The organism is Marinobacter sp. M1C, from assembly GCF_023314135.1.
Lineage (GTDB): Bacteria > Pseudomonadota > Gammaproteobacteria > Pseudomonadales > Oleiphilaceae > Marinobacter.
Window position 1 is genome coordinate 4296491 of record NZ_CP092289.1, and the last position, 18453, is coordinate 4314943.

17 protein-coding genes are annotated in these 18453 nt (G+C 56.9%); 9 read left to right on the forward strand and 8 right to left on the reverse strand.

Annotated elements, in window-relative coordinates; translation table 11 throughout:
- Nucleotides 1-66: 66 nt before the first annotated feature.
- Complete coding sequence (locus MIH19_RS20250; RefSeq protein ID WP_249006577.1) at nt 67-1629, reverse strand: inorganic phosphate transporter; 1563 nt, start codon at nt 1627-1629, stop codon at nt 67-69.
- Between the two features lie 229 nt (nt 1630-1858).
- Between MIH19_RS20250 and MIH19_RS20255 the strand changes: the two genes are divergently transcribed.
- Complete coding sequence (locus tag MIH19_RS20255) at nt 1859-2317, forward strand: flavodoxin (protein ID WP_249006578.1); 459 nt, start codon at nt 1859-1861, stop codon at nt 2315-2317.
- 63 nt (nt 2318-2380) lie between these two features.
- Here MIH19_RS20255 and MIH19_RS20260 read toward each other — a convergent pair whose 3' ends face one another.
- From MIH19_RS20260 to MIH19_RS20270, 3 genes are all read right to left on the reverse strand, one after another.
- Nucleotides 2381-3244, reverse strand: coding sequence for an acyl-CoA thioesterase II (locus MIH19_RS20260; RefSeq protein WP_249006579.1), 864 nt, complete (start codon nt 3242-3244; stop codon nt 2381-2383).
- A gap of 87 nt (nt 3245-3331) precedes the next feature.
- Nucleotides 3332-4540: an FAD-dependent oxidoreductase gene (locus tag MIH19_RS20265; protein ID WP_249006580.1), complete on the reverse strand. Its 1209-nt coding sequence runs from the start codon at nt 4538-4540 to the stop codon at nt 3332-3334.
- A 12-nt stretch (nt 4541-4552) separates the two neighbouring features.
- Nucleotides 4553-4720, reverse strand: a complete 168-nt coding sequence (locus tag MIH19_RS20270; RefSeq protein ID WP_249006581.1) for a rubredoxin — start codon at nt 4718-4720, stop codon at nt 4553-4555.
- Nucleotides 4721-4977: 257 nt separating this feature from the next.
- On the opposite strand from MIH19_RS20270, the gene MIH19_RS20275 reads away from it, so the two are divergent.
- From MIH19_RS20275 to phoR, 5 genes are all read left to right on the forward strand, one after another.
- Entirely contained in the window at nt 4978-5535 is a 558-nt protein-coding gene (locus tag MIH19_RS20275; RefSeq protein ID WP_249006582.1) for a hypoxanthine-guanine phosphoribosyltransferase, read from the forward strand.
- Nucleotides 5501-6106 (forward strand): chorismate lyase, encoded by a 606-nt coding sequence (locus MIH19_RS20280; RefSeq protein WP_249006583.1) that lies wholly within the window; start codon nt 5501-5503, stop codon nt 6104-6106. Before MIH19_RS20275 ends, MIH19_RS20280 begins: the two co-directional genes overlap by 35 nt.
- Before the next feature lie 95 nt (nt 6107-6201).
- Nucleotides 6202-7089, forward strand: coding sequence for a 4-hydroxybenzoate octaprenyltransferase (ubiA, locus tag MIH19_RS20285; protein ID WP_249006584.1), 888 nt, complete (start codon nt 6202-6204; stop codon nt 7087-7089).
- Nucleotides 7090-7178: 89 nt separating this feature from the next.
- Complete coding sequence (gene phoB / locus MIH19_RS20290; RefSeq protein ID WP_018403960.1) at nt 7179-7871, forward strand: phosphate regulon transcriptional regulator PhoB; 693 nt, start codon at nt 7179-7181, stop codon at nt 7869-7871.
- Between the two features lie 28 nt (nt 7872-7899).
- Entirely contained in the window at nt 7900-9225 is a 1326-nt protein-coding gene (gene phoR, locus MIH19_RS20295) for a phosphate regulon sensor histidine kinase PhoR (RefSeq protein ID WP_249006585.1), read from the forward strand.
- On the opposite strand, the gene MIH19_RS20300 is transcribed toward phoR, so the two are convergent.
- Nucleotides 9191-10066, reverse strand: a complete 876-nt coding sequence (locus tag MIH19_RS20300; RefSeq protein ID WP_249006586.1) for a response regulator — start codon at nt 10064-10066, stop codon at nt 9191-9193. The genes phoR and MIH19_RS20300 overlap by 35 nt on opposite strands.
- 218 nt (nt 10067-10284) lie before the next feature.
- Here MIH19_RS20300 and MIH19_RS20305 point away from each other — a divergent pair, with 218 nt between their 5' ends.
- The 3 genes from MIH19_RS20305 to MIH19_RS20315 all read left to right on the forward strand — a co-directional run bounded on the left by MIH19_RS20305 (nt 10285) and on the right by MIH19_RS20315 (nt 14926).
- Complete coding sequence (locus MIH19_RS20305) at nt 10285-11541, forward strand: lytic murein transglycosylase (RefSeq protein WP_249006587.1); 1257 nt, start codon at nt 10285-10287, stop codon at nt 11539-11541.
- 126 nt (nt 11542-11667) lie between these two features.
- Nucleotides 11668-12360, forward strand: a complete 693-nt coding sequence (locus MIH19_RS20310) for a pseudouridine synthase (RefSeq protein WP_249006588.1) — start codon at nt 11668-11670, stop codon at nt 12358-12360.
- A gap of 148 nt (nt 12361-12508) precedes the next feature.
- The gene (locus MIH19_RS20315; protein ID WP_249006589.1) at nt 12509-14926 is read left to right on the forward strand and encodes a xylulose 5-phosphate 3-epimerase; all 2418 of its coding nucleotides are present in this window, start codon (nt 12509-12511) and stop codon (nt 14924-14926) included.
- A gap of 102 nt (nt 14927-15028) precedes the next feature.
- On the opposite strand, the gene MIH19_RS20320 is transcribed toward MIH19_RS20315, so the two are convergent.
- The 3 genes from MIH19_RS20320 to MIH19_RS20330 all read right to left on the reverse strand — a co-directional run bounded on the left by MIH19_RS20320 (nt 15029) and on the right by MIH19_RS20330 (nt 18359).
- Nucleotides 15029-15235 (reverse strand): cold-shock protein, encoded by a 207-nt coding sequence (locus MIH19_RS20320; RefSeq protein ID WP_007348333.1) that lies wholly within the window; start codon nt 15233-15235, stop codon nt 15029-15031.
- Nucleotides 15236-15490: 255 nt separating this feature from the next.
- The gene (gene crcB / locus MIH19_RS20325; RefSeq protein WP_249009062.1) at nt 15491-15871 is read right to left on the reverse strand and encodes a fluoride efflux transporter CrcB; all 381 of its coding nucleotides are present in this window, start codon (nt 15869-15871) and stop codon (nt 15491-15493) included.
- A 13-nt stretch (nt 15872-15884) separates the two neighbouring features.
- Nucleotides 15885-18359 carry an acyl-CoA dehydrogenase gene (locus MIH19_RS20330; RefSeq protein ID WP_249009063.1) on the reverse strand — a complete coding sequence of 825 codons (2475 nt, stop codon included), beginning with the start codon at nt 18357-18359 and terminating at the stop codon, nt 15885-15887.
- Nucleotides 18360-18453: the final 94 nt, after the last annotated feature.

Consider the following 18453-nt stretch of genomic DNA (forward strand, 5'->3'; position numbering starts at 1 on the left):
AGTATGGGCAAACGCGCCTTGAACGGCCAGTGTCCCGTTTCGCTGATTCGTTAGCCAAACAGGACGTTAAATCATTAGCCCGCGCAGGGTGAAAAACAACACGGCAGCAATCGACGCCGACGCCGGCACGGTAATAATCCAGGCCGCTGCGATGCGGGTCAGATGGGAACGCTTAACCATCTCTTCCCGGTAGACTTTCTTCAGCCGTTTGCGGTCGTTTTTTGTCAGTGGTACCTGTTTTTTATTTTTCTTCGCACGCTTGAGCAAATTTTCCATTTCCTCAACCGAGGCGTTACGGAAGTCATCCAGAAATGGCTTCAGACGTTCGCGCTCTACGAGGTCACGCTCTTCCATGATCTTGTGCAGTTGGGTGGCGTAATTCGACTTCAGATACTCACGCAGGAAACCAACGCCAAACACACCGCCAATGGCGATGTGGGTGGAGCTAACAGGCAGTCCAAGTTGCGACGCCAAAATAACGGTCAAAGCAGCCGATAGCGCAATGCAAAAGGCGCGGGTTTTATCCAGCTCGGTGATTTCACTGCCCACGGTTTTGATCAGCCGCGGGCCAAACAGCATCAGGCCCAACGCAATACCCAAGGCGCCCACCGCCATCACCCACAAAGGAATACTGGAGGACGTCATCACGCCGCCGTTGGCCAAGGCATCGTTTATGGCCGCCAAGGGTCCAATAGCGTTGGCAACGTCGTTAGCGCCGTGGGCGAAGCTGAGCAGCGCCGCGGCAAAAATTAGCGGCCAAGTGAACAGTGTGTTTACGCCCGCGGCGTTGTTTTCCATAGTCGCGGCTTTGCGGTTAACCAACGCGCGTATCGCGAAGAAAGCCGCCGCGGCAGCCACCAGACCCACCAGCGAAGCACCCATAAAGTCCAGCGACACCAGTTTTTTCAGGCCTTTAAGCATCAGATACGTGCCAAACGCCCAAGCCATGCCGGCCACCAGCCAGGGCACAAAAATGCGCGCTGCTGCGATAACATTGCGCCGGTACAAAACGGTGCGGTTTATCAGGTACAAAAACAGAGCGGCCAAAGCACCACCCAAAACCGGTGAAATTACCCAACTGGCCGCGATTTTGCCCATGACTCCCCAGTCCGCAATGCCCCAGCCTCCGGCAGCAATACCCGCCCCCAGTACCCCGCCCACAATAGAATGGGTGGTAGACACCGGAGCGCCCATCCAGGTGGCCAGATTCAGCCACAGCGCGCCGGCCAGCAGGGCTGCCGTCATCAACCAGACAAAGGAGCGGTCGTCACTCAGGTTAGACGGATCGATAATCCCGCCCTTGATGGTAGACACCACGTCGCCGCCGGCAATCAACGCGCCAGCGGCTTCAAAGACAGCCGCCAGAGCAACCGCGGCGCCCAGCGACAAAGCGCCAGAGCCCACCGCCGGGCCCACATTGTTGGCAACATCGTTGGCACCGATGTTGATGGCCATATAACCACCAATCACTGCGGCGGCCATCAGCAGCATGCCGTTTGGCAGGCCACTCGCAAACGAGCCTACCGACAACCAAACGCCCAGTAAAAACAGCAGGCTGATTCCAACCCGAAAGCGTTCCGTGGAGGGGCTGGTAAGAAGTGTGTCCAGAAATCCGCTTGAACGGCTCATATCATGGAATATCTCATGTGGCATGGCGTCATCTGATTGCAGAGAAACTGCAGGCGGCACTATAAAATTTTTGCAATGAAATTGACATAAATCCGGCATAAATCACCGTATTGCAAAAAACGATCGGTCAGGGCTATTATCTCAGCCTGAAAATGGTTGCAGCTGCTTCTCATTACCAGCAACTCATCACCAAAAACCCAAACATTACTCAATTGTTCGGAATTTTTTTATGAAAGCCATCCGCATTCTTGTTGGTAGCGTTTACGGTGGCGCTCTGATGAGTGCCCGCGCCGTCGAAAAAACACTGACGCCGCTCGGTTACCGTGTAACGGTTCTGGAAGAGCCACAGCTGTCTGACATCACCGACAACAATGACGCCCTGCTGGTGTGCACCTCTACCACTGGCCAGGGTGAACTGCCCTCAAACATTCTGCAATTTTATGTGGATTTGCGGGACCAGCTGCCACAGCAGCCCGGCCGCCCGTTTGGCAGCATCGTGCTCGGCGACAGTTCTTACGGCGACACTTTTTGCGGCGCCGGCGAACTGATCGAGGAAGCCCTCTACGAAACCGCCGCGCGTAAAGTAGGTGACACCCTGCGCATCGACGCCATGGAAACCATGGAGCCCGAGATCGAGGCCGCTGAGTGGGCGCAGGAATGGGTCAAACAATTGGAAACACTTGTCTGAGACACAAACCAAAATGCCAGCCAGAGCTGTTTACCCCGGCTTTGACGGGGTCATTTTGTGCCGCTACTGGCCTTTTCGCAGGCGAATCAAGCCTTCCTGTGCACAGGAAGCGACTATGTCGCCGGAAGCATTGTAGAAACTACCACGATTCAACCCCCGTCCGGCCGCTGCACTCGGGCTATCTTTGTCATACAACAACCACTCGTCCATGCGGAAGTCACTGTGAAACCACATAGCGTGGTCCAGGCTGGCTACCCGCAAGCCGCCGTCCCAAAACTTGACCCCGTGGGGCACCAGCGACGTACCCAGAAACGAAAAATCCGAGGCATAAGCCAATAAGCAACGGTGCAGCACTGGGTCGTCCGGCAAGGTACCTCTTACCCGCACCCAGTCCTGGGCTCGGGGTGGGCGGGGCTCGGGATGTAGAAGGTTACCTGGTGCGACCGGACGAAACTCCACCGGGCGATCGCGCGTCAGCAGAGGGCGCAGGGCTTCAGAAACATGGGGCGCCAGCAGTTCGCCCAGCTCCTGCTCGGTTTTCAGGGTTTCCGGCCCAGGCACCTTCGGCATGTCAAACTGATGTTCAAGACCAACCTCATCGCTTTGGAACGACGCACAACAGGTCAAAATTTCCTTGCCCTCTTGTCGCGCGGTGACCCGCCGAACAGAGAAGCTGCCACCGTCACGTACCCGCTCCACTTCATAATCAATGGGCATGCGCTGGTTACCCGGGCGCAAAAAGTAAGCATGCAGAGAATGGCACAGTCGATCTTCCACGGTACGGCTGGCGGCCATCAGCGCCTGGCCCAGAACCTGGCCGCCGAATACGTTGGGAAATCCCAAGTCTTCACTGTCACCCTGGAAGTGATCTACGCCGGTAGCGCTCACGTTCAGCAACTCCACCAGTTTTCGGGTTATATCCAGCATGCCGGCTCCTGTTGAGTGATAATAAGCAAACGACCTAAATTTTCACCCAGGGCGCGCGGCTTGGCAATGAAAACCGACCATTCGCTCTCAGGAAACCGCGCTATGCAACGCCGGCAACTGCCGCGATAACGCCTGTTTCTCCATGGCAAAGCGACCGGTCAGCGCAAAGCCCAACAAAGCCCCGTCTGCACTATTGAACAGCGCTTTCACGTGATTACCATCCTGCTCAACCTGCCACTTTCCCTTCGCGCCCGCCGGTGGCGGGTTTACCGCCGCCGGGCAGCAAGGTGTTTTTATCATCACCGGCATGGACGGGTAGAGCACCTCGCTGAGCTCGCCGCTTAGGGTTTTTGCCAACGCCCGGGCGCTGGCCATCAGCGGCATAACATACAGCAGCAGTTGGCCGTCCACCTCGGCACAGTCGCCCAGGGCATACACATCCGGCGCCGAGGTTTCCAGCGCGCGATTCACCACAATACCGCGGTTCACCGCCAGCCCGGCCTGTTGTGCCAGTTCGGTCCGCGGCCTTAGCCCCACCGCCGAAATCACCACATCGGCCTGCAGCTGCCGGCCGTTGGCAAGCGCCAGGGTTACTCCGCCATCGGTTCCGGCCGGCACTTGCTCAATGCGATCAACCTGGGTACCCAAGTGGAAAATCACACCCAGCACCTCCAGTTCATTCTGCAGGGCACGAGCGGCCTGTTCGGGCATTAACGTCGGCATCACCGTTGCCGAGGGTGCAATCACCTCGACCTGATACCCGCCCAGACGCAAATCATTGGCAAATTCACAGCCAATCAGCCCGGCGCCCATAATGGCCACTCGCTCAGCACCCATCAGTGCGGCACGGAAGGCACGATAGTCGTCCAAGTCATTAATGGAGTACACCGCATTGCTGCCACTGCCCGCTAAGTGAAGTGGTATTACTTCCGCACCCCAAGCCAGCACTAACTTGCTGTAGCTTTGCCATTGACTCTCTGAATGAGAGTCTAAAAGAGAGCCCAGCTGAATCTGATGGGCCTGTGGGTTCAGAGCGGTCACCCGGGTATGGGGCAGCAAGCGCAGATTGAACTGATCAGCCATCGACTGATGGTCGGCTTGGGCCAAGCCATCGGCATCTTTGCCCTTGCCAAAGCCGGTAGACAACATGGGCTTTGAGTAGCTGGTGCCGTCATCGGCGGTTACCAACAGTATGGGTGCGTCCGCGTTGTGCTTGCGCAGCTCCCGCACCAACGAGTAACCGGCCAGGCCACTGCCAACAATGATAATGGGGTTGCGTTCGGAAGCTGTTGTCATGCTGTACCCGCCTCAGTCGATTTCGATCATTTCAAAATCTTCCTTACCCACACCGCAGTCCGGGCACAACCAGTCTTTTGGGACGTCATTCCACGCCGTTCCTGGCTTGATACCGTCTTCCGGCCAACCTTCGGCTTCGTCATAAATTAGCCCGCACACCACACACTGCCACTTCTTCATTACCTGCTCCTGTTACTATTACTGTTACTGTTACTGTTACTAGCGATTATCGTTCATTTACGCTTCAAATTGGCGCCCGGGCCAATCGTACCGCGGAAAATGCGCGGTCATTAACGCCTGCTGCAGCCCTACGGCGTGGTCAGTATGCCTGTTTTGCACGTGTAGCCATAAATACAGACCCTTTCATGCCCGGTTAGCTCTCCCTTCACACCCATCGCTCCGGTATAATCGCCCGTTTTACGACAGGACCGCCCGTTATGATCGATACCGTCGCCGAAATGAAGCAGGTAATGGCCGAAGCCGATTGTCTGGTTCCAAATCAGCAGGTACAGGCCGCTATTACTGCTCTGGCCAGCGCTATCACCGAACGCCTTGAAGGCAGCAACCCGCTGGTTTTCTGCGTGATGAACGGGGGCCTGATTACCACTGGCCAGTTGCTCACCCAGTTGAACTTTCCCGTTCAGGCCGAATACCTGCATGCCACCCGTTACCGCCAGGAAACCACCGGGGGCATTTTGGAATGGAAGCTGCGGCCGGAAGCCGATATGAACGGCCGTATCATTTTGATTGTTGACGACATTCTGGACGAAGGTACTACCCTGTGCGCCATCGCCGATTATTGCCGCGCACACGGCGCCGCTGAAGTGCTGACCGCTGTACTGGTAGACAAACAACACGATCGCAAATGTCGACCCGGCCTGAAAGCCGATTTCACCGGTATGGATATCGAAGACCGCTTTCTGTTCGGCTTTGGCATGGACTACAAAGGCTACTGGCGCAATGCGCCTGGTATTTATGCTGTCAAAGGTCTGTAAAAACAACCCAACAGCGGCCTGCGCTCTGACGATCCCGCCGGCCTGCTGGTATCGCCGGCCAGTGGCCGCGGGCTTGCGCAATCCTCAGGTTCATGGCCCGGCGCGTTACTGGTTAAACGTTCAGGGGTCGTTCACCCGAGCGTTGCAGAAACGCTGCCAACTAAGCTTTCATGTAGAAGTCGCCAGCGAAGGTTTTGCCCTGCCCCGCGTCGAAGAAGCCCGCAAGCTGAACATTCCCTGGCGCCAGCAAGCGTGGATTCGCGAAGTGCGCTTGTGCGGCGATGGCCAGCCCTGGGTGTTGGCACGTACCGTTATCCCACTGGCGTGCCTGCAAGGGCCAGGCCGCCAGCTTCGAAACCTGGGCAACCGGCCGCTGGGTGCCTACCTGTTCAGCCACCGCCAGTGGCATAGAGGCCCACTCGAAACCGGATTATGCCAGGGCACCCATAGCGGGCAACCGCAGCTGGCCCGGCGCTCGCTGTTTCACACCCGCAGGCAGGGCCGCCAGCATTCGCTGATGGTGTGCGAATACCTGTTACCACAGCTTTACAGCGGCGCAGAACGAACTTAATTCCGTCCGAGTTGGCAACGGCTTTTTGACCCGCGCCCGACACTGACTATAATCCCCAGCATATTCACCGTTATTACCGACCAGCGAACTCTGTCATGTTAGCCAACGCCTTGCCCGATCACGTTCGTTTGCGCCTGCGGGATTACGCCTTACTGCTGCGCCTGAACCGCCCTGTGGGCACGTTGTTGTTGCTATGGCCCACCTACTGGGCGCTGTGGCTGGCCGCCGACGGCATGCCCAGCACGAGCAACCTGATTGTATTCACGCTCGGCGTGTATTTTATGCGTGCAGCGGGCTGTGCCATCAATGACTTTGCTGACCGCGAATGGGACAGGCACGTCGAACGCACCAAAGACCGGCCGTTAACCACCGGCCGCATTCAGCCCTGGGAAGCCGTCGCGCTGTTTGTTGGACTGGGCCTGGTATCGTTTTTGATGGTGTTGCTGTTTACCAACACGCTGACCCTCTATCTAGCTTTTGGTGGCGCTCTGTTGGCGTTCGTTTATCCCTTTATGAAGCGCTATACCCACCTGCCCCAGGTATTTCTGGGGGCGGCCTTCGGCTGGAGCATTCCGATGGCCTGGGCAGCCCAAACCGGTGAGCTCAGCCAAGTCACCTGGTTACTGTTCATTGCCAATATTATCTGGTCGGTGGTGTATGACACCTTTTACGCCATGGTAGATCGCGAGGACGACCTGAAAGTGGGCATAAAATCCACCGCAGTGCTGTTCGGTGACGCCGACCGCCTGATCCTGGGCATTCTGCAAACCACCATCATCGCCATACTGCTGCTGGTCGGCCAACAGGCCGAGCTGGGCACTTTTTACTATATAGGTTTGCTGACCATGGCTTGCTTGTTCATTTACCACCAATTTCTGGCCCGTGAGCGCGACCGAACCGGATGCTTCAAAGCCTTTTTACACAATAACTGGGCAGGTTTTGCGCTGTTTGCCGGGCTGGCCGTCGATCGCATGCTCGCCTGAGCAAAACTCTCGACCCGCTGTCACACATCTGTAACAGTAAGCGAGTGTAATACGGCGAATTCAACGCAACGCTAAAGCAGGTTACCGCCATGCCCGAAAAAACCATTCTGATTGTAGACGACGAGTCTGCCATTCGCGAAATGGTCACTGTGGCCCTGGAAATGGCGGGGTATGACTGCCTGCAAGCCGCCGACGCAAAGGCTGCCCACACCCTGATTGTCGACAAGCGCCCGGATCTGATTTTACTGGACTGGATGCTGCCGGACACCAGCGGTATCGAGCTGGCCCGGCGGCTGAAAAAAGACGATACTACCGCGGCAATTCCCATTATTATGTTGACCGCAAAAGTCGAAGAAGATAACAAAATACTGGGTCTTGAATCCGGCGCCGACGACTACATCACCAAGCCATTCAGCCCTAGGGAATTGCTGGCCCGGCTGAAAGCCGTGCTGCGACGCAGCACCCCCGCCGGCGTTGACAGTGCGCTGGAAGTCGGCGGCCTGACTCTGGACCCGCTCAGCCACCGGGTTAGTAGTCAGTTCGGACAACTGGAACTGGGGCCAACAGAATATCGCATGCTGCAGTTTTTCATGAGCCATCAGGACCGGGTATACAGCCGCAGCCAGCTGCTGGACCAAGTTTGGGGCGCCAACGTGTATCTGGACGAACGCACCGTAGACGTCCACATCCGCAGGCTGCGCAAAGCGCTTGGCACCCATCACGACCATCTGATACAAACCGTTCGCGGTGCCGGCTACCGATTTTCCGCAGACCCCGGCTAAGCGCCGAACCCGTTACGGAACCATTGCCATGCAACAGAACTGGTCGCAATACCTGCGCTTGATGATTGCCCTGCTGGGATTGACCTTGCTGCTGGGTTGGCTGGCAGGCTTTCCACTTTACGGCTTACTCGCCGGTCTGCTGCTTTACCTGGGTTGGACCCTGGCGCAAACAAAACGCCTGCTACGCTGGCTGGCGCAACCGGATACCGCTAGTGAAGCGCCAGACAGCGTGGGCTTGTGGGGTACTATTTTTGACGGCCTGAACAAACTTCAGAAACAGCACATCAAACACCGCTCTGCGCTGCAAGAGCGCCTTCAAAGGGTGCAGCAATCCGCCAATGCCATGCGCGACGGCGTAGTGATGACCGATTCTCGCGGCGCTATAGATTGGTGGAATGGCAGCGCAGGTTACCTGCTCAATTTGCGCAACGGCACCGACCAGGGACAGCTGATTCAGAACCTGATTCGCCTACCCGCATTCATCCATTACTTTGAACAGAAGCAGTACCAGCAGCCATTAGAGCTGAACGCTCCGGCTCGCGCGCACCTGCGCCTGCAGATCCAAATCAGCCTGTTTGGCGATAACGACCGCCTGCTGCTGATCAAAGACGTTACCCGCCTGCATCAGCTGGAACAGGTGCGGCGGGATTTCGTTAGCAACTTATCCCACGAAATGCGCACACCGCTGACCGTTATCAGCGGTTACCTGGAAACCCTGGCGGACCATAGCGATGAAGTACCGGCCAACTGGCAGCGTGCGCTGGCCACCATGGCAGATCAATCGGCGCGCATGGAAGCCTTAATCGCCGACCTGATTCTATTATCGAAAATCGAAACCGGCGATCGCAATCTGCACGAAGGCACCGTCGATGCAGGCACTCTGCTGCGACAGGTTTGCGATGACGCAAACGCCCTCAGTGGCGACAAGCAACACCGGATTGAGCTGACAATCGACGGCCCGACGCAGATACGCGGCGACTTGTCACAGTTGCGCAGTGCAGTCTCTAATCTGGTTTTTAACGCGGTAAAGTACACCCCCGCACAGGGCCAGATTCGCGTTCGCTGGAGCGCCGGCGAACAAGGCCCACTGCTGACGGTGGAAGACAACGGCATTGGTATAGACCCAACCCACATTCCGCGGCTAACGGAACGCTTTTATCGCGCTGACCCCAGTCGCCACAAAGACACCGGCGGCACAGGGCTGGGGCTGGCTATTGTAAAACACGTGTTACTGAACCACGACGGACAACTGCTCATCAACAGCAGCCCGGGTAAAGGCAGTACCTTTAGTTGCCAATTCCCCGCGCAGCGGATCGTTGCTAGCGAGGCGCTGCTGCTCGAAAGCGGGCAATAAAGCGCGACAGGTCTTCCATTTTCTTCGGGTCTTCATCTACAAAGCGGATAGTGGCGCTGACAAAGTCGGTGTCTTGGCGTTTGTCGACCGCTTGAAGCTGGTGCACGTATCCGTTCAACCGAGCCACGTCGGTTTCCGAGATTTCAATATCCACGACTGCTTGATCCAAAATGCCGGGAAACTGCTGGTCGCGGCGGGCAATCACCCGCACCTCGTTAAGATTGATGTCTTTTACCACCGACTGCAGGGTGTGGTCGGCAAAACGCACGGTGGCCAGATTCATCACCTGGCGCGCCTTTGCGTCTGGTTGGCACTGGGGAGAATCCGCAGCGGCCACTACAGCGGCTGGCGTTGCAGAAGCGGTCGGGGGCTTGGTTTTACGGGTCAACAGAGAGGCCGACTGTGCCAAGGCACCGGCCTGAACCGCAGGTGCCTTGCCAGCGCCTGCCATGGCCTGCGCCAGTGTTTGCCCCATCACCTTGCGTATTTTTTTACCCAGACCGTCAGGGCTGAACGGCTTGCCCAGATATTCCGAGACGCCCTGCTGTATGGCTTCAACCACGTGGCTTTTATCGCCGCGGCTGGTAATCATAATAAACGGCACTTTGGCGTACTGGGGCTGCTGTCGCATCCACTGCAGCAGTTCCAGCCCTGACATTTCCGGCATTTCCCAGTCGCAAAGAATCAAATCAAAGGTGGTGCGCAACATCAGCGACTGCGCTTTTTTGCCGTCGGCGGCATCAATGGTCTCAATAACAGGAAACTGCTGCCTGACTGCACGCTTGATCAGGTCTCGTACAAAGCTGGCGTCATCTACCACCAGTGCTGTCAGCATCGCCATTGGCTCAACCTTCTATTACGCTATTGTTGGTAAGTTTCACGTTACTATAAAACAAACCCTCACCATAGAAACCCGTCGCGTAAAAAATGGTCCCACCGGGTGAATGTAGGTTACTGATTTGTCACCCGCCAGCAGTGGCAAGTGTGTTTTTAGGGCCGCAAAAAACGCTACTATGGGCGTCAATAATACGTCCCAAGCCCATTTTTCGGAGGTTCTACGTGCCCGTCTCCATTTCCCGTATTTTTCGCCCGGCCGCCACGGCCCTGTGTGCCAGCATGCTGGCCACTCTGCCGCTAAGCGCTAGCGCCAGCATTGCCGACAAGGCCACGGACCAGCCTGCTATGCTCACCAGTTTTGAGACGTGCAAAGCAGATTTGCAACAGCAGGCCATAGCCGCCGGCGTTAGCGCTGAAACCGCTCGCAGCGTATTGGCTGGCGCGGAGTATCTGGAACGGGTGATTGAGCTGGACCGGCGCCAACCGGAATTCACCACGCCCTTTGCTGACTATTTGAACCGCCGGGTAAACGACACTCGCATCGACAAGGGCCGTCAGCTATTAATAGAGCACGCCGATCTACTGCAACGAGTGACCAATGAAACCGGCGTGCCCGCCGCCTATTTGCTGTCCTTCTGGGGCCTGGAAACCAACTACGGCAGCTATTTTGGCAAAATGTCGGTGCCCAGCTCATTGGCGACACTGGCCTGTGACGAGCGCCGCAAAACCTTTTTTACCCGCCAGCTGATTGCTGCCCTGCAGATTGTTGACGAAGGCGCCATTAGCCCTGAGCAAATGGAAGGTTCCTGGGCCGGTGCCATGGGCCACGTGCAGTTCATGCCCACGGTCTTTCTGAAGCACGCCGTCGACGCAGACGGCGATGGCCGCCGTGATTTGTGGAACAGCCTGCCAGACGCTCTGATGTCAGCCGGGCATTTTTTGCAGTCTATGGGATGGGATGGCGACTACCGCTGGGGCCGTGAGGTACAGCTGCCCGATAACTTTAACTTTTCCCTGGCCGATGGCCGCCGTAAATCGCTGGAGCAATGGACCCAGCTTGGCGTTACCGACACATCAGGCGGACCGCTGGCCCAGGAAGCAATCGATGCCACATTGATTGTACCCGCTGGCCATGAGGGTCCGGCGTTTCTGGCTTATCACAACTTCAACGTGATTATGGGCTGGAACCGTTCAGAATTTTACGCCATCGCCGTGGGCCACCTGGCCGACCGAATTGCCGGTGCAGGCGGGCTACAGAACCCTCCCCCGGTCGATGCGCCTGCGCTGTCCCGCGACAACATCATGCAGTTACAACAGCAGCTGGAACAGCGTGGATATTCCGCCGGCACGCCAGATGGCATTATGGGCCCGGCCACCCGCGCCGCTATTCGCCAGTACCAGATTGCCAACGGGCTGGTCGCCGACGGTTATCCGGGGCCTCAGGTTTTACAAGTTCTGCAGGTTACACCGGCGCTTTGATGCGGCGAACAAGCACCCCGGCCCGCGTTCAATCGCGCTGCACTGCCTTGCTTTGGGGCACATAACCGGTGCTATCCCGGCTCTGTGCCTTGCCACGCCAGCACCTGGCCAGGAGCGTTGAATAACATGCGCCTTGATCAATTTATTGCCACCAGCTCGGAGCTTTCACGCAAGGAAGCAAAGCGCGCCATAGCCGCTGGTGACGTTCAGGTAAACGGCAACGTCTGGAAGAGTTCGGCCACCGCCGTTCCAGCTAATGCTGAGGTTATGCTGCAAAGAGAACCTGTTGCGTTGCCGGGTGAGCGTTACTTGATGCTCAACAAGCCCGCAGGATTTATCAGCGCCACCCGCGACAGCGACCAACCCACAGCGCTGGACCTTCTGCCGGCTGAGCTGGCCCGCAATCTTCATATTGCCGGCCGCCTGGACGCCGACACTACCGGTTTGCTGCTGCTGACAACCGATGGCAAGTGGTCACACCGAGTCACCTCACCAAGAGTGGAGTGCACGAAAACTTATCAGGTGGCTTTGAGCGAGCCGATTTCACACGCGGCCATTGCGGCCCTGGAAACCGGCGTGATGCTTCGTAACGACACTAAGCCGACAAAGCCCGCTCAGGTTGAGGTACTGCAGTCACAGCTCATAGAGCTGACTATTTCTGAAGGCCGCTACCACCAGGTCAAACGCATGCTGGCCGCCGTTGGTAATCACGTCACGACGTTGCACCGCAGCCGCATTGGTGGGGTAACGCTGGATTCGGCGCTGGCCCCTGGTGAGTATCGCCTTTTGACCAGCACCGAAATCGCCGGTTTTAACTAGGAATCTTCAAATCTTTGGCCTGCCGAAACCGACACCCGTTCTTACTCCCGTGTAATCTGTACAGACCACCACGCTGACCTGCATCAATAGGCCCCGAATCCGCCGCGCATATACTTCCGCCATACTTTGACATCAATAGAAGGCTTGTATGTCTGCGCACGACCTAAACAACGATGCTCACATCAACACCCTGACTGACAATGCGCAAGACGCATACAACTACTGGCGCGCCGGTTATGGCGTTATAAGCCACGGTGACCTGCTGTGTGCAAGCGTGCTGCGCTTGGCCCGGCAGCTGGTCAGTCGCAAGCTGCAGCCGAATCTGGAAACCGTATTCCATCATCTGGCTGCTCTAGACCGGCTTGCCAGTGCAGGCATGTGGCAAGTGGTGCACATGACCTACACCAACCGGGTATGCCCGCAGGGCAAAGCACTTGCGGCGGATGACTTCAAACCCAAACCCGAAGGCCATACCGGCGGTGCGTTGAACATGGTGCCGGCCTACGCCGCCTTTCTGGCAACCAACAGCCTGACCGGAAAAACCCGCAGCTGGCTGATGGGCCAGGGCCACTGCGTGGCCGCTATTGACGCCCTTAACGTGCTAACCGGTAATCTGCATCCGGAACAACAGCAAGCCTATGGCGGCGCCGATGGCCTGACACAGCTGGCCCGGGATTTTTACAGTTACCGCCAGAATTCCGATGGCAGCAACGCCTCGCCCTTGGGAAGCCACGTTAATCCTTACACCGCCGGCGGCATTATCGAGGGCGGCTATTTGGGCTTTGCCGAGCTGCAATACGCACACATGCCCCTACCCGGCGAATCTCTGGTGGCGTTTTTGTCTGACGGTGCTGCTGAAGAACAACGCGGTAGCGACTGGATACCGCGCTGGTGGCGCGCTGAAGACTGCGGTTTGATAATGCCTATCATGATTGCCAACGGCCGGCGCATTGAACAGCGTACCGAACTGGGCACCCGCGAAGGCCTGGAGCGCTTCGAAAAACATCTGTCCGCGCGCGGCTTTGCGCCCTTCCGTTTTGATGGTCGCGACCCTGCAGCGTTTGTGTGCGCCATGCTGGATATGGAATGGGCGCTGGAAGAACAGGTCGACGCCGTATTGAGTGATCAGCAGAACTATCCCACACGGATTCCTTACGGCATTGCCGAAACCATCAAAGGCTTCGGTTTCTACGGCGCGGGCGAAAATGCTGCGCATAATTTGCCGCTGCCGGGCAACCCACGGGTTGACGCACGCATACGCGAACTGTTTCATCAACACACCGCGCCGCTGCACGTTGAGCCAGACGAACTGACCGCCGCACTGCGCACGCTAAACCGCCATCAGGATCAAAAAAGACCGCTAGAGCGGGACCACCCTCTGGCTTTGCGCAACCCTCCAGACCCGGTTATTCCAACGTTGGCGCCGGTGCAGCACGCCGCATCGCCGATGACCGCCATCAACGATTTCTTCTGCGCGCTGGTTCGGGCTAATCCGACACTAAGGCCCCGCGTGGGCAACCCGGACGAGCTTGCCAGCAACCGTCTGGAAGGCGTATTGCACCTGTTAAAACACCGGGTAAACGAACCGGAAAACGACAATGAGTCGGTTCTGGGCGGGGTTATTACCGTATTAAATGAAGAAGCGGTGGTGTCTGCTTGCCTGGCCAACAAGGCCGGGCTCAACCTGGTGGCCAGTTACGAAGCTTTCTGCGTGAAAATGCTCGGGGCCATCCGTCAGGAACTGATATTCGCCCGTCATCAAACTGCAGTCGGGCGCCCTGCGCGCTGGCTTGGAATGCCCGTGGTAGCAACATCACACACTTGGGAAAACGGCAAGAACGAGCAATCTCATCAAGACACAACGTTCTGTGAAAGCTTACTAGGGGAAATGAGCGATGTGTCCCGCGTGGTGTTCCCCGCTGACTACAACAGCACCCTGGCGCTGATGCCCGGCATTTATCGCAACCGCGGTCGCATTACCTGCATGGTTGTGCCAAAGCGCCAGCGGCCATGTGTGTTCAACACCGCCGAAGCGGCGCTTCTGGCGCATCAGGGAGCCATTGTTATTGATGAAGACACCGGCGGGCGCGAACCGGTTATGCTGATTGCGAATGGCGCCTATCAGCTTTCAGAAACCATCCGTGCCTGTGAACGATTGCGCGACAGCGGTGCCGCTTTCCGCTTGGTGTATATTCAGGAGCCAGGACGTTTGCGTCAGCCCCGCGACGCCCAGGAAGCCGCTGTGTGCATGAATGAACTGGAACGTGAACAGTTGTTCCCGAGCCGGCTGAGCCGCCGGGTCGCACTAACGCACATGCGCGCGGAGGTGTTTCGTGGCCATCTGCACACGCTGTTTCCAGCACCGGCAACATCACGCGTGTTGGGTTACTGCAACCATGGCGGCACGCTGAACGAAGCCGGCATGCTGTTTGCCAATGGTTGTTCTTGGGCCCACGCTCTGGCGGCTTGCGCCAGCGTAATGGCATTGCCACCCGGCGAGTGGTTATCCAGCGCGGAACTGGCGGCGGTAGAAGGCCGTGGTGACCCTGCGGTTATCACCCGCTAAGCGGCCATTATTAAAATCTTATTAAGTGCGGATAACACTCACAAAAAAAGGCAGCCTTAGCTGCCTTTTTTTATAGCGGGTTACTTCTGCATCCAAGCGGGATTACAGAGGTACAACGTTTTCCGCTTGAGGACCTTTCTGGCCCTGGGTAACGGTAAACTCGACTTGCTGGCCTTCTGCCAGAGTCTTGAACCCGCCGCCCTGAATAGCGCTGTAGTGAACGAATACGTCGGGGCCGCCTTCACGAGTGATGAAACCAAATCCTTTTGCTTCGTTGAAGAACTTCACAGTACCGGTAGTAGTAGACATGCTTAAATATCCTGCAATCAATCAATTATTCACCCCGCTCAACCAAGATGGTTTGAGCCGGTGTTTACGGAAAACCAGAATCTGCAGAATCAAAAAAAGGACGGTAACTGCTTATCACTGGGTCTAATACTAACCGCTGGAATACGTCTTATTAATGAAATGCTTCACTGAATATTTCCTTCAAGAATTACTCTACTCGGGAATTCAGGGCTTGCCAAGTGGATTTTGAAAATTTTGCATAGGTAATGGTGCAGATCAAGTTTTGATCAATGCGACCGTGTAAAAGCCAACAGCCGTCATCAGCAACGCTCCGCAAACGTGGGCCAAAATACCCACCAGCGCCATGCCCCACTTGCCCTGTTGCATGGCCGTGAGCATTTCCAGCGAGAAAGTGGAGAAGGTCGTCAGCGCGCCACACAGGCCGGTTATTGCAAACAAGCGCCATTCCGGTGACAGGCTGGAGCTGTGGCTGAACCAGGCCAGCAACAAACCCGCCAGCCAGCCACCGGCCATATTCGCCACCAAAGTGCCCAGCGGCACATGGTGATGGCTGGCGTTCAGCCACAGACCCAGTGCCCAACGCAAATTCGCGCCGAGCACCGCACCACCACTAATGGCCAAAACCGACAACCACATACTCAGTGCGCCATCAAGAAGGCTGCGCTTCTGAGGGGTTGTGATCAATCACCGACTTTTTATTGCGGGCGAATTCGTCAAAGGCGAAGTCGTCCACGGTCAGCATTTCCAGCACCTTTGCTTCGTAATCGCGCATGAAGATTGCCTCTTCTTCGCTGAACACGCCCGCGTCCAGAGCGGCTTCAAAACGCTGTTCCGGGTGCAAAGCGGTGATCGGCAGTTCACCCTTGCTGTAGGCCTTGTTGGCTTTGCGATAGAGCTTTTCAGCTTTGGCGTTGTCTTTTAGCAAGTTGTTGTAACTGGCCACGGGGTTGGAAACAACGGCGTCGACGCCGTTTTCACCTTCACCCACCCACAGGCTGGACAACAGCTTTTTCCGCAGCGGCGAATCGGTTGAAATGGCCTTTGCCAGGGTGTGGGTCAGAGCATCACTCGGGCCTGTCCAGCGCCGGCCGATGGGTAAGGTAATCACCCGCAGCGCACCGGCGACTAAACGATTGGGCAAGTTATCAAGGAATTCCACCAACGCCGTTTCCGTGCGCGCCAGCAACATGTCCAGGCTGTAGGCCATGAGTGCCTGCTCGCCGTCCACCGGCTGGGTTTCGTGCCAATGCTTGAGCACCATAGAGGCCAAATACAGATTCGACAGCATGTCACCCAAACGCGCAGAGGTCAGTTCGCGCATTTTCAGCTCACTGCCCAGAGTGGCCATGGCCGCGTCGGAACACAGCCCGAAGGCGGCGCTGAAGCGGGCCACAGACTGGGCGTATTTACGCGCACCGTGATCAAACGGCACGTCTGCACGGCCAATACCCAAGGCCTGGGTAAAGGCTCGGGCAGCGTTACCAAACACCAGCCCGGCGTGACCGAAGAAAGCTTGGTCAAAGGCATCAATATCGTCGCTGTCTTTCGCCGCTAGTTCTTTTAACACGTACGGGTGGCAACGAATGGCACCCTGGCCAAAGATCATCAGGCTGCGGGTCATTATGTTGGCACCCTCAACGGTAATAGACACCGCCGAGCCACTGAACGAAATGCCATTATAATTGCGTGGGCCAAGGGTGACCGCCTTACCGCCGTGAACGTCCATCGCATCAGACAGAATGTCGCGCTGATACTCGGTCAAGTGGTACTTCAGAATCGCCGACGGCACCGCCGGTTTCTGGCCTTGGTCAATCATATTGGCGGTGTGGTTAACCGCTGCTTGGGCAATGTACGTTTTGGCAGCAATCCGCGCCAGCGGCTGCTGCACGCCTTCCATTTCCGCCACGGGCGTATTGAACTGGCGCCTTATTCGGGTAAAACCACCGGCCGTGGCCACCGCGAAGGCAGCCCCACCGGCAGCGCCAGACGGCAAGGTAATGCAGCGGCCCACCGACAAACATTCCACCAGCATGCGCCAGCCCTCGCCAGCCATTTTTTCACCACCGATCAGGTAGTCCAGCGGAATAAACATGTCTTTGCCGATAATCGGCCCGTTCAGAAACGGGCTTCCTATCGGGCAGTGGCGACGGCCGATTTCCATGCCGCCGGTATCACGGGGAATCAATGCGCAGGTAATGCCGCGGTCTTCAACATCGCTTAGCAAGCCATCGGGGTCGAACATGCGGAAGGCCAGGCCCACCACCGTGGCGATCGGCGCCAGGGTAATCCAGCGTTTCTCAAAATTCAGCCGCAACCCAATCACTTCTTTGCCGTCAACTTCCTGCTTACACACAATACCGGTATCCGGTAAGGAAGTGGCGTCGGAACCCGCGCGCGGGCCGGTCAGGCCAAAACAGGGTATTTCGCGGCCGTCAGCCAGGCGCGGCAAATAATATTCTTTTTGCTCATCGGTGCCGTATTTTATAAGCAGCTCGCCGGGCCCAAGGGAATTGGGCACACCCACCGTTACCATCAGCATTTCGTTAACGGCCAGGCGCTGCAGCACGGCGGTCTGAGCTTTCGCGGAAAATCCCAAGCCACCGTATTTTTCAGGGATAATCATACCGAAGAACTTTTCGCGCTTGAGAAAATCCCACAACTCTTGCGGCAGGTCGGCCCGCTCTACGGCTATGTCCCAGGCATTGCACATGGCCAGCGCCTGGTTGCACTGATTATCCAAAAATGCCTGTTCTTTATCCGTCAGGCCGGTGTTGCGGTTTATCAACAGGTTGTGCCAGTCGGGTTTGCCGGTAAACAATTCGCCGTCCCAACTTACCGTGCCCGCTTCCAGCGCTACTTTTTCCGTTTCAGACACTTTCGGGGCGACTTTCTTGAACAGGGCAAAGGCTTTGGGCGTTAACCAGCTGCGGCGAAAGCCCGGCAAGCCGGCAGCGGCCGTCATCCCGGCGCCGACAAACAGCAGCAGAGCCAGCCAAAACGATGCAAACAGCAGCGACACCAAGCCCACTCCAACCATAACACCCACCGCAGCCTTGGCTCCGGCTTCCTGGCGCATCACCACCAACAAGCCGGCTATTGCCACTACAAACAGTATGAACGTCATCATTAATTCCCCTGTTGTGCCTGGTTTGAACAGCTTATTTCTATCACTTTACGGTACCTGATTGCTTAATATCTGGCCAGCTAAGCTCGGCGTG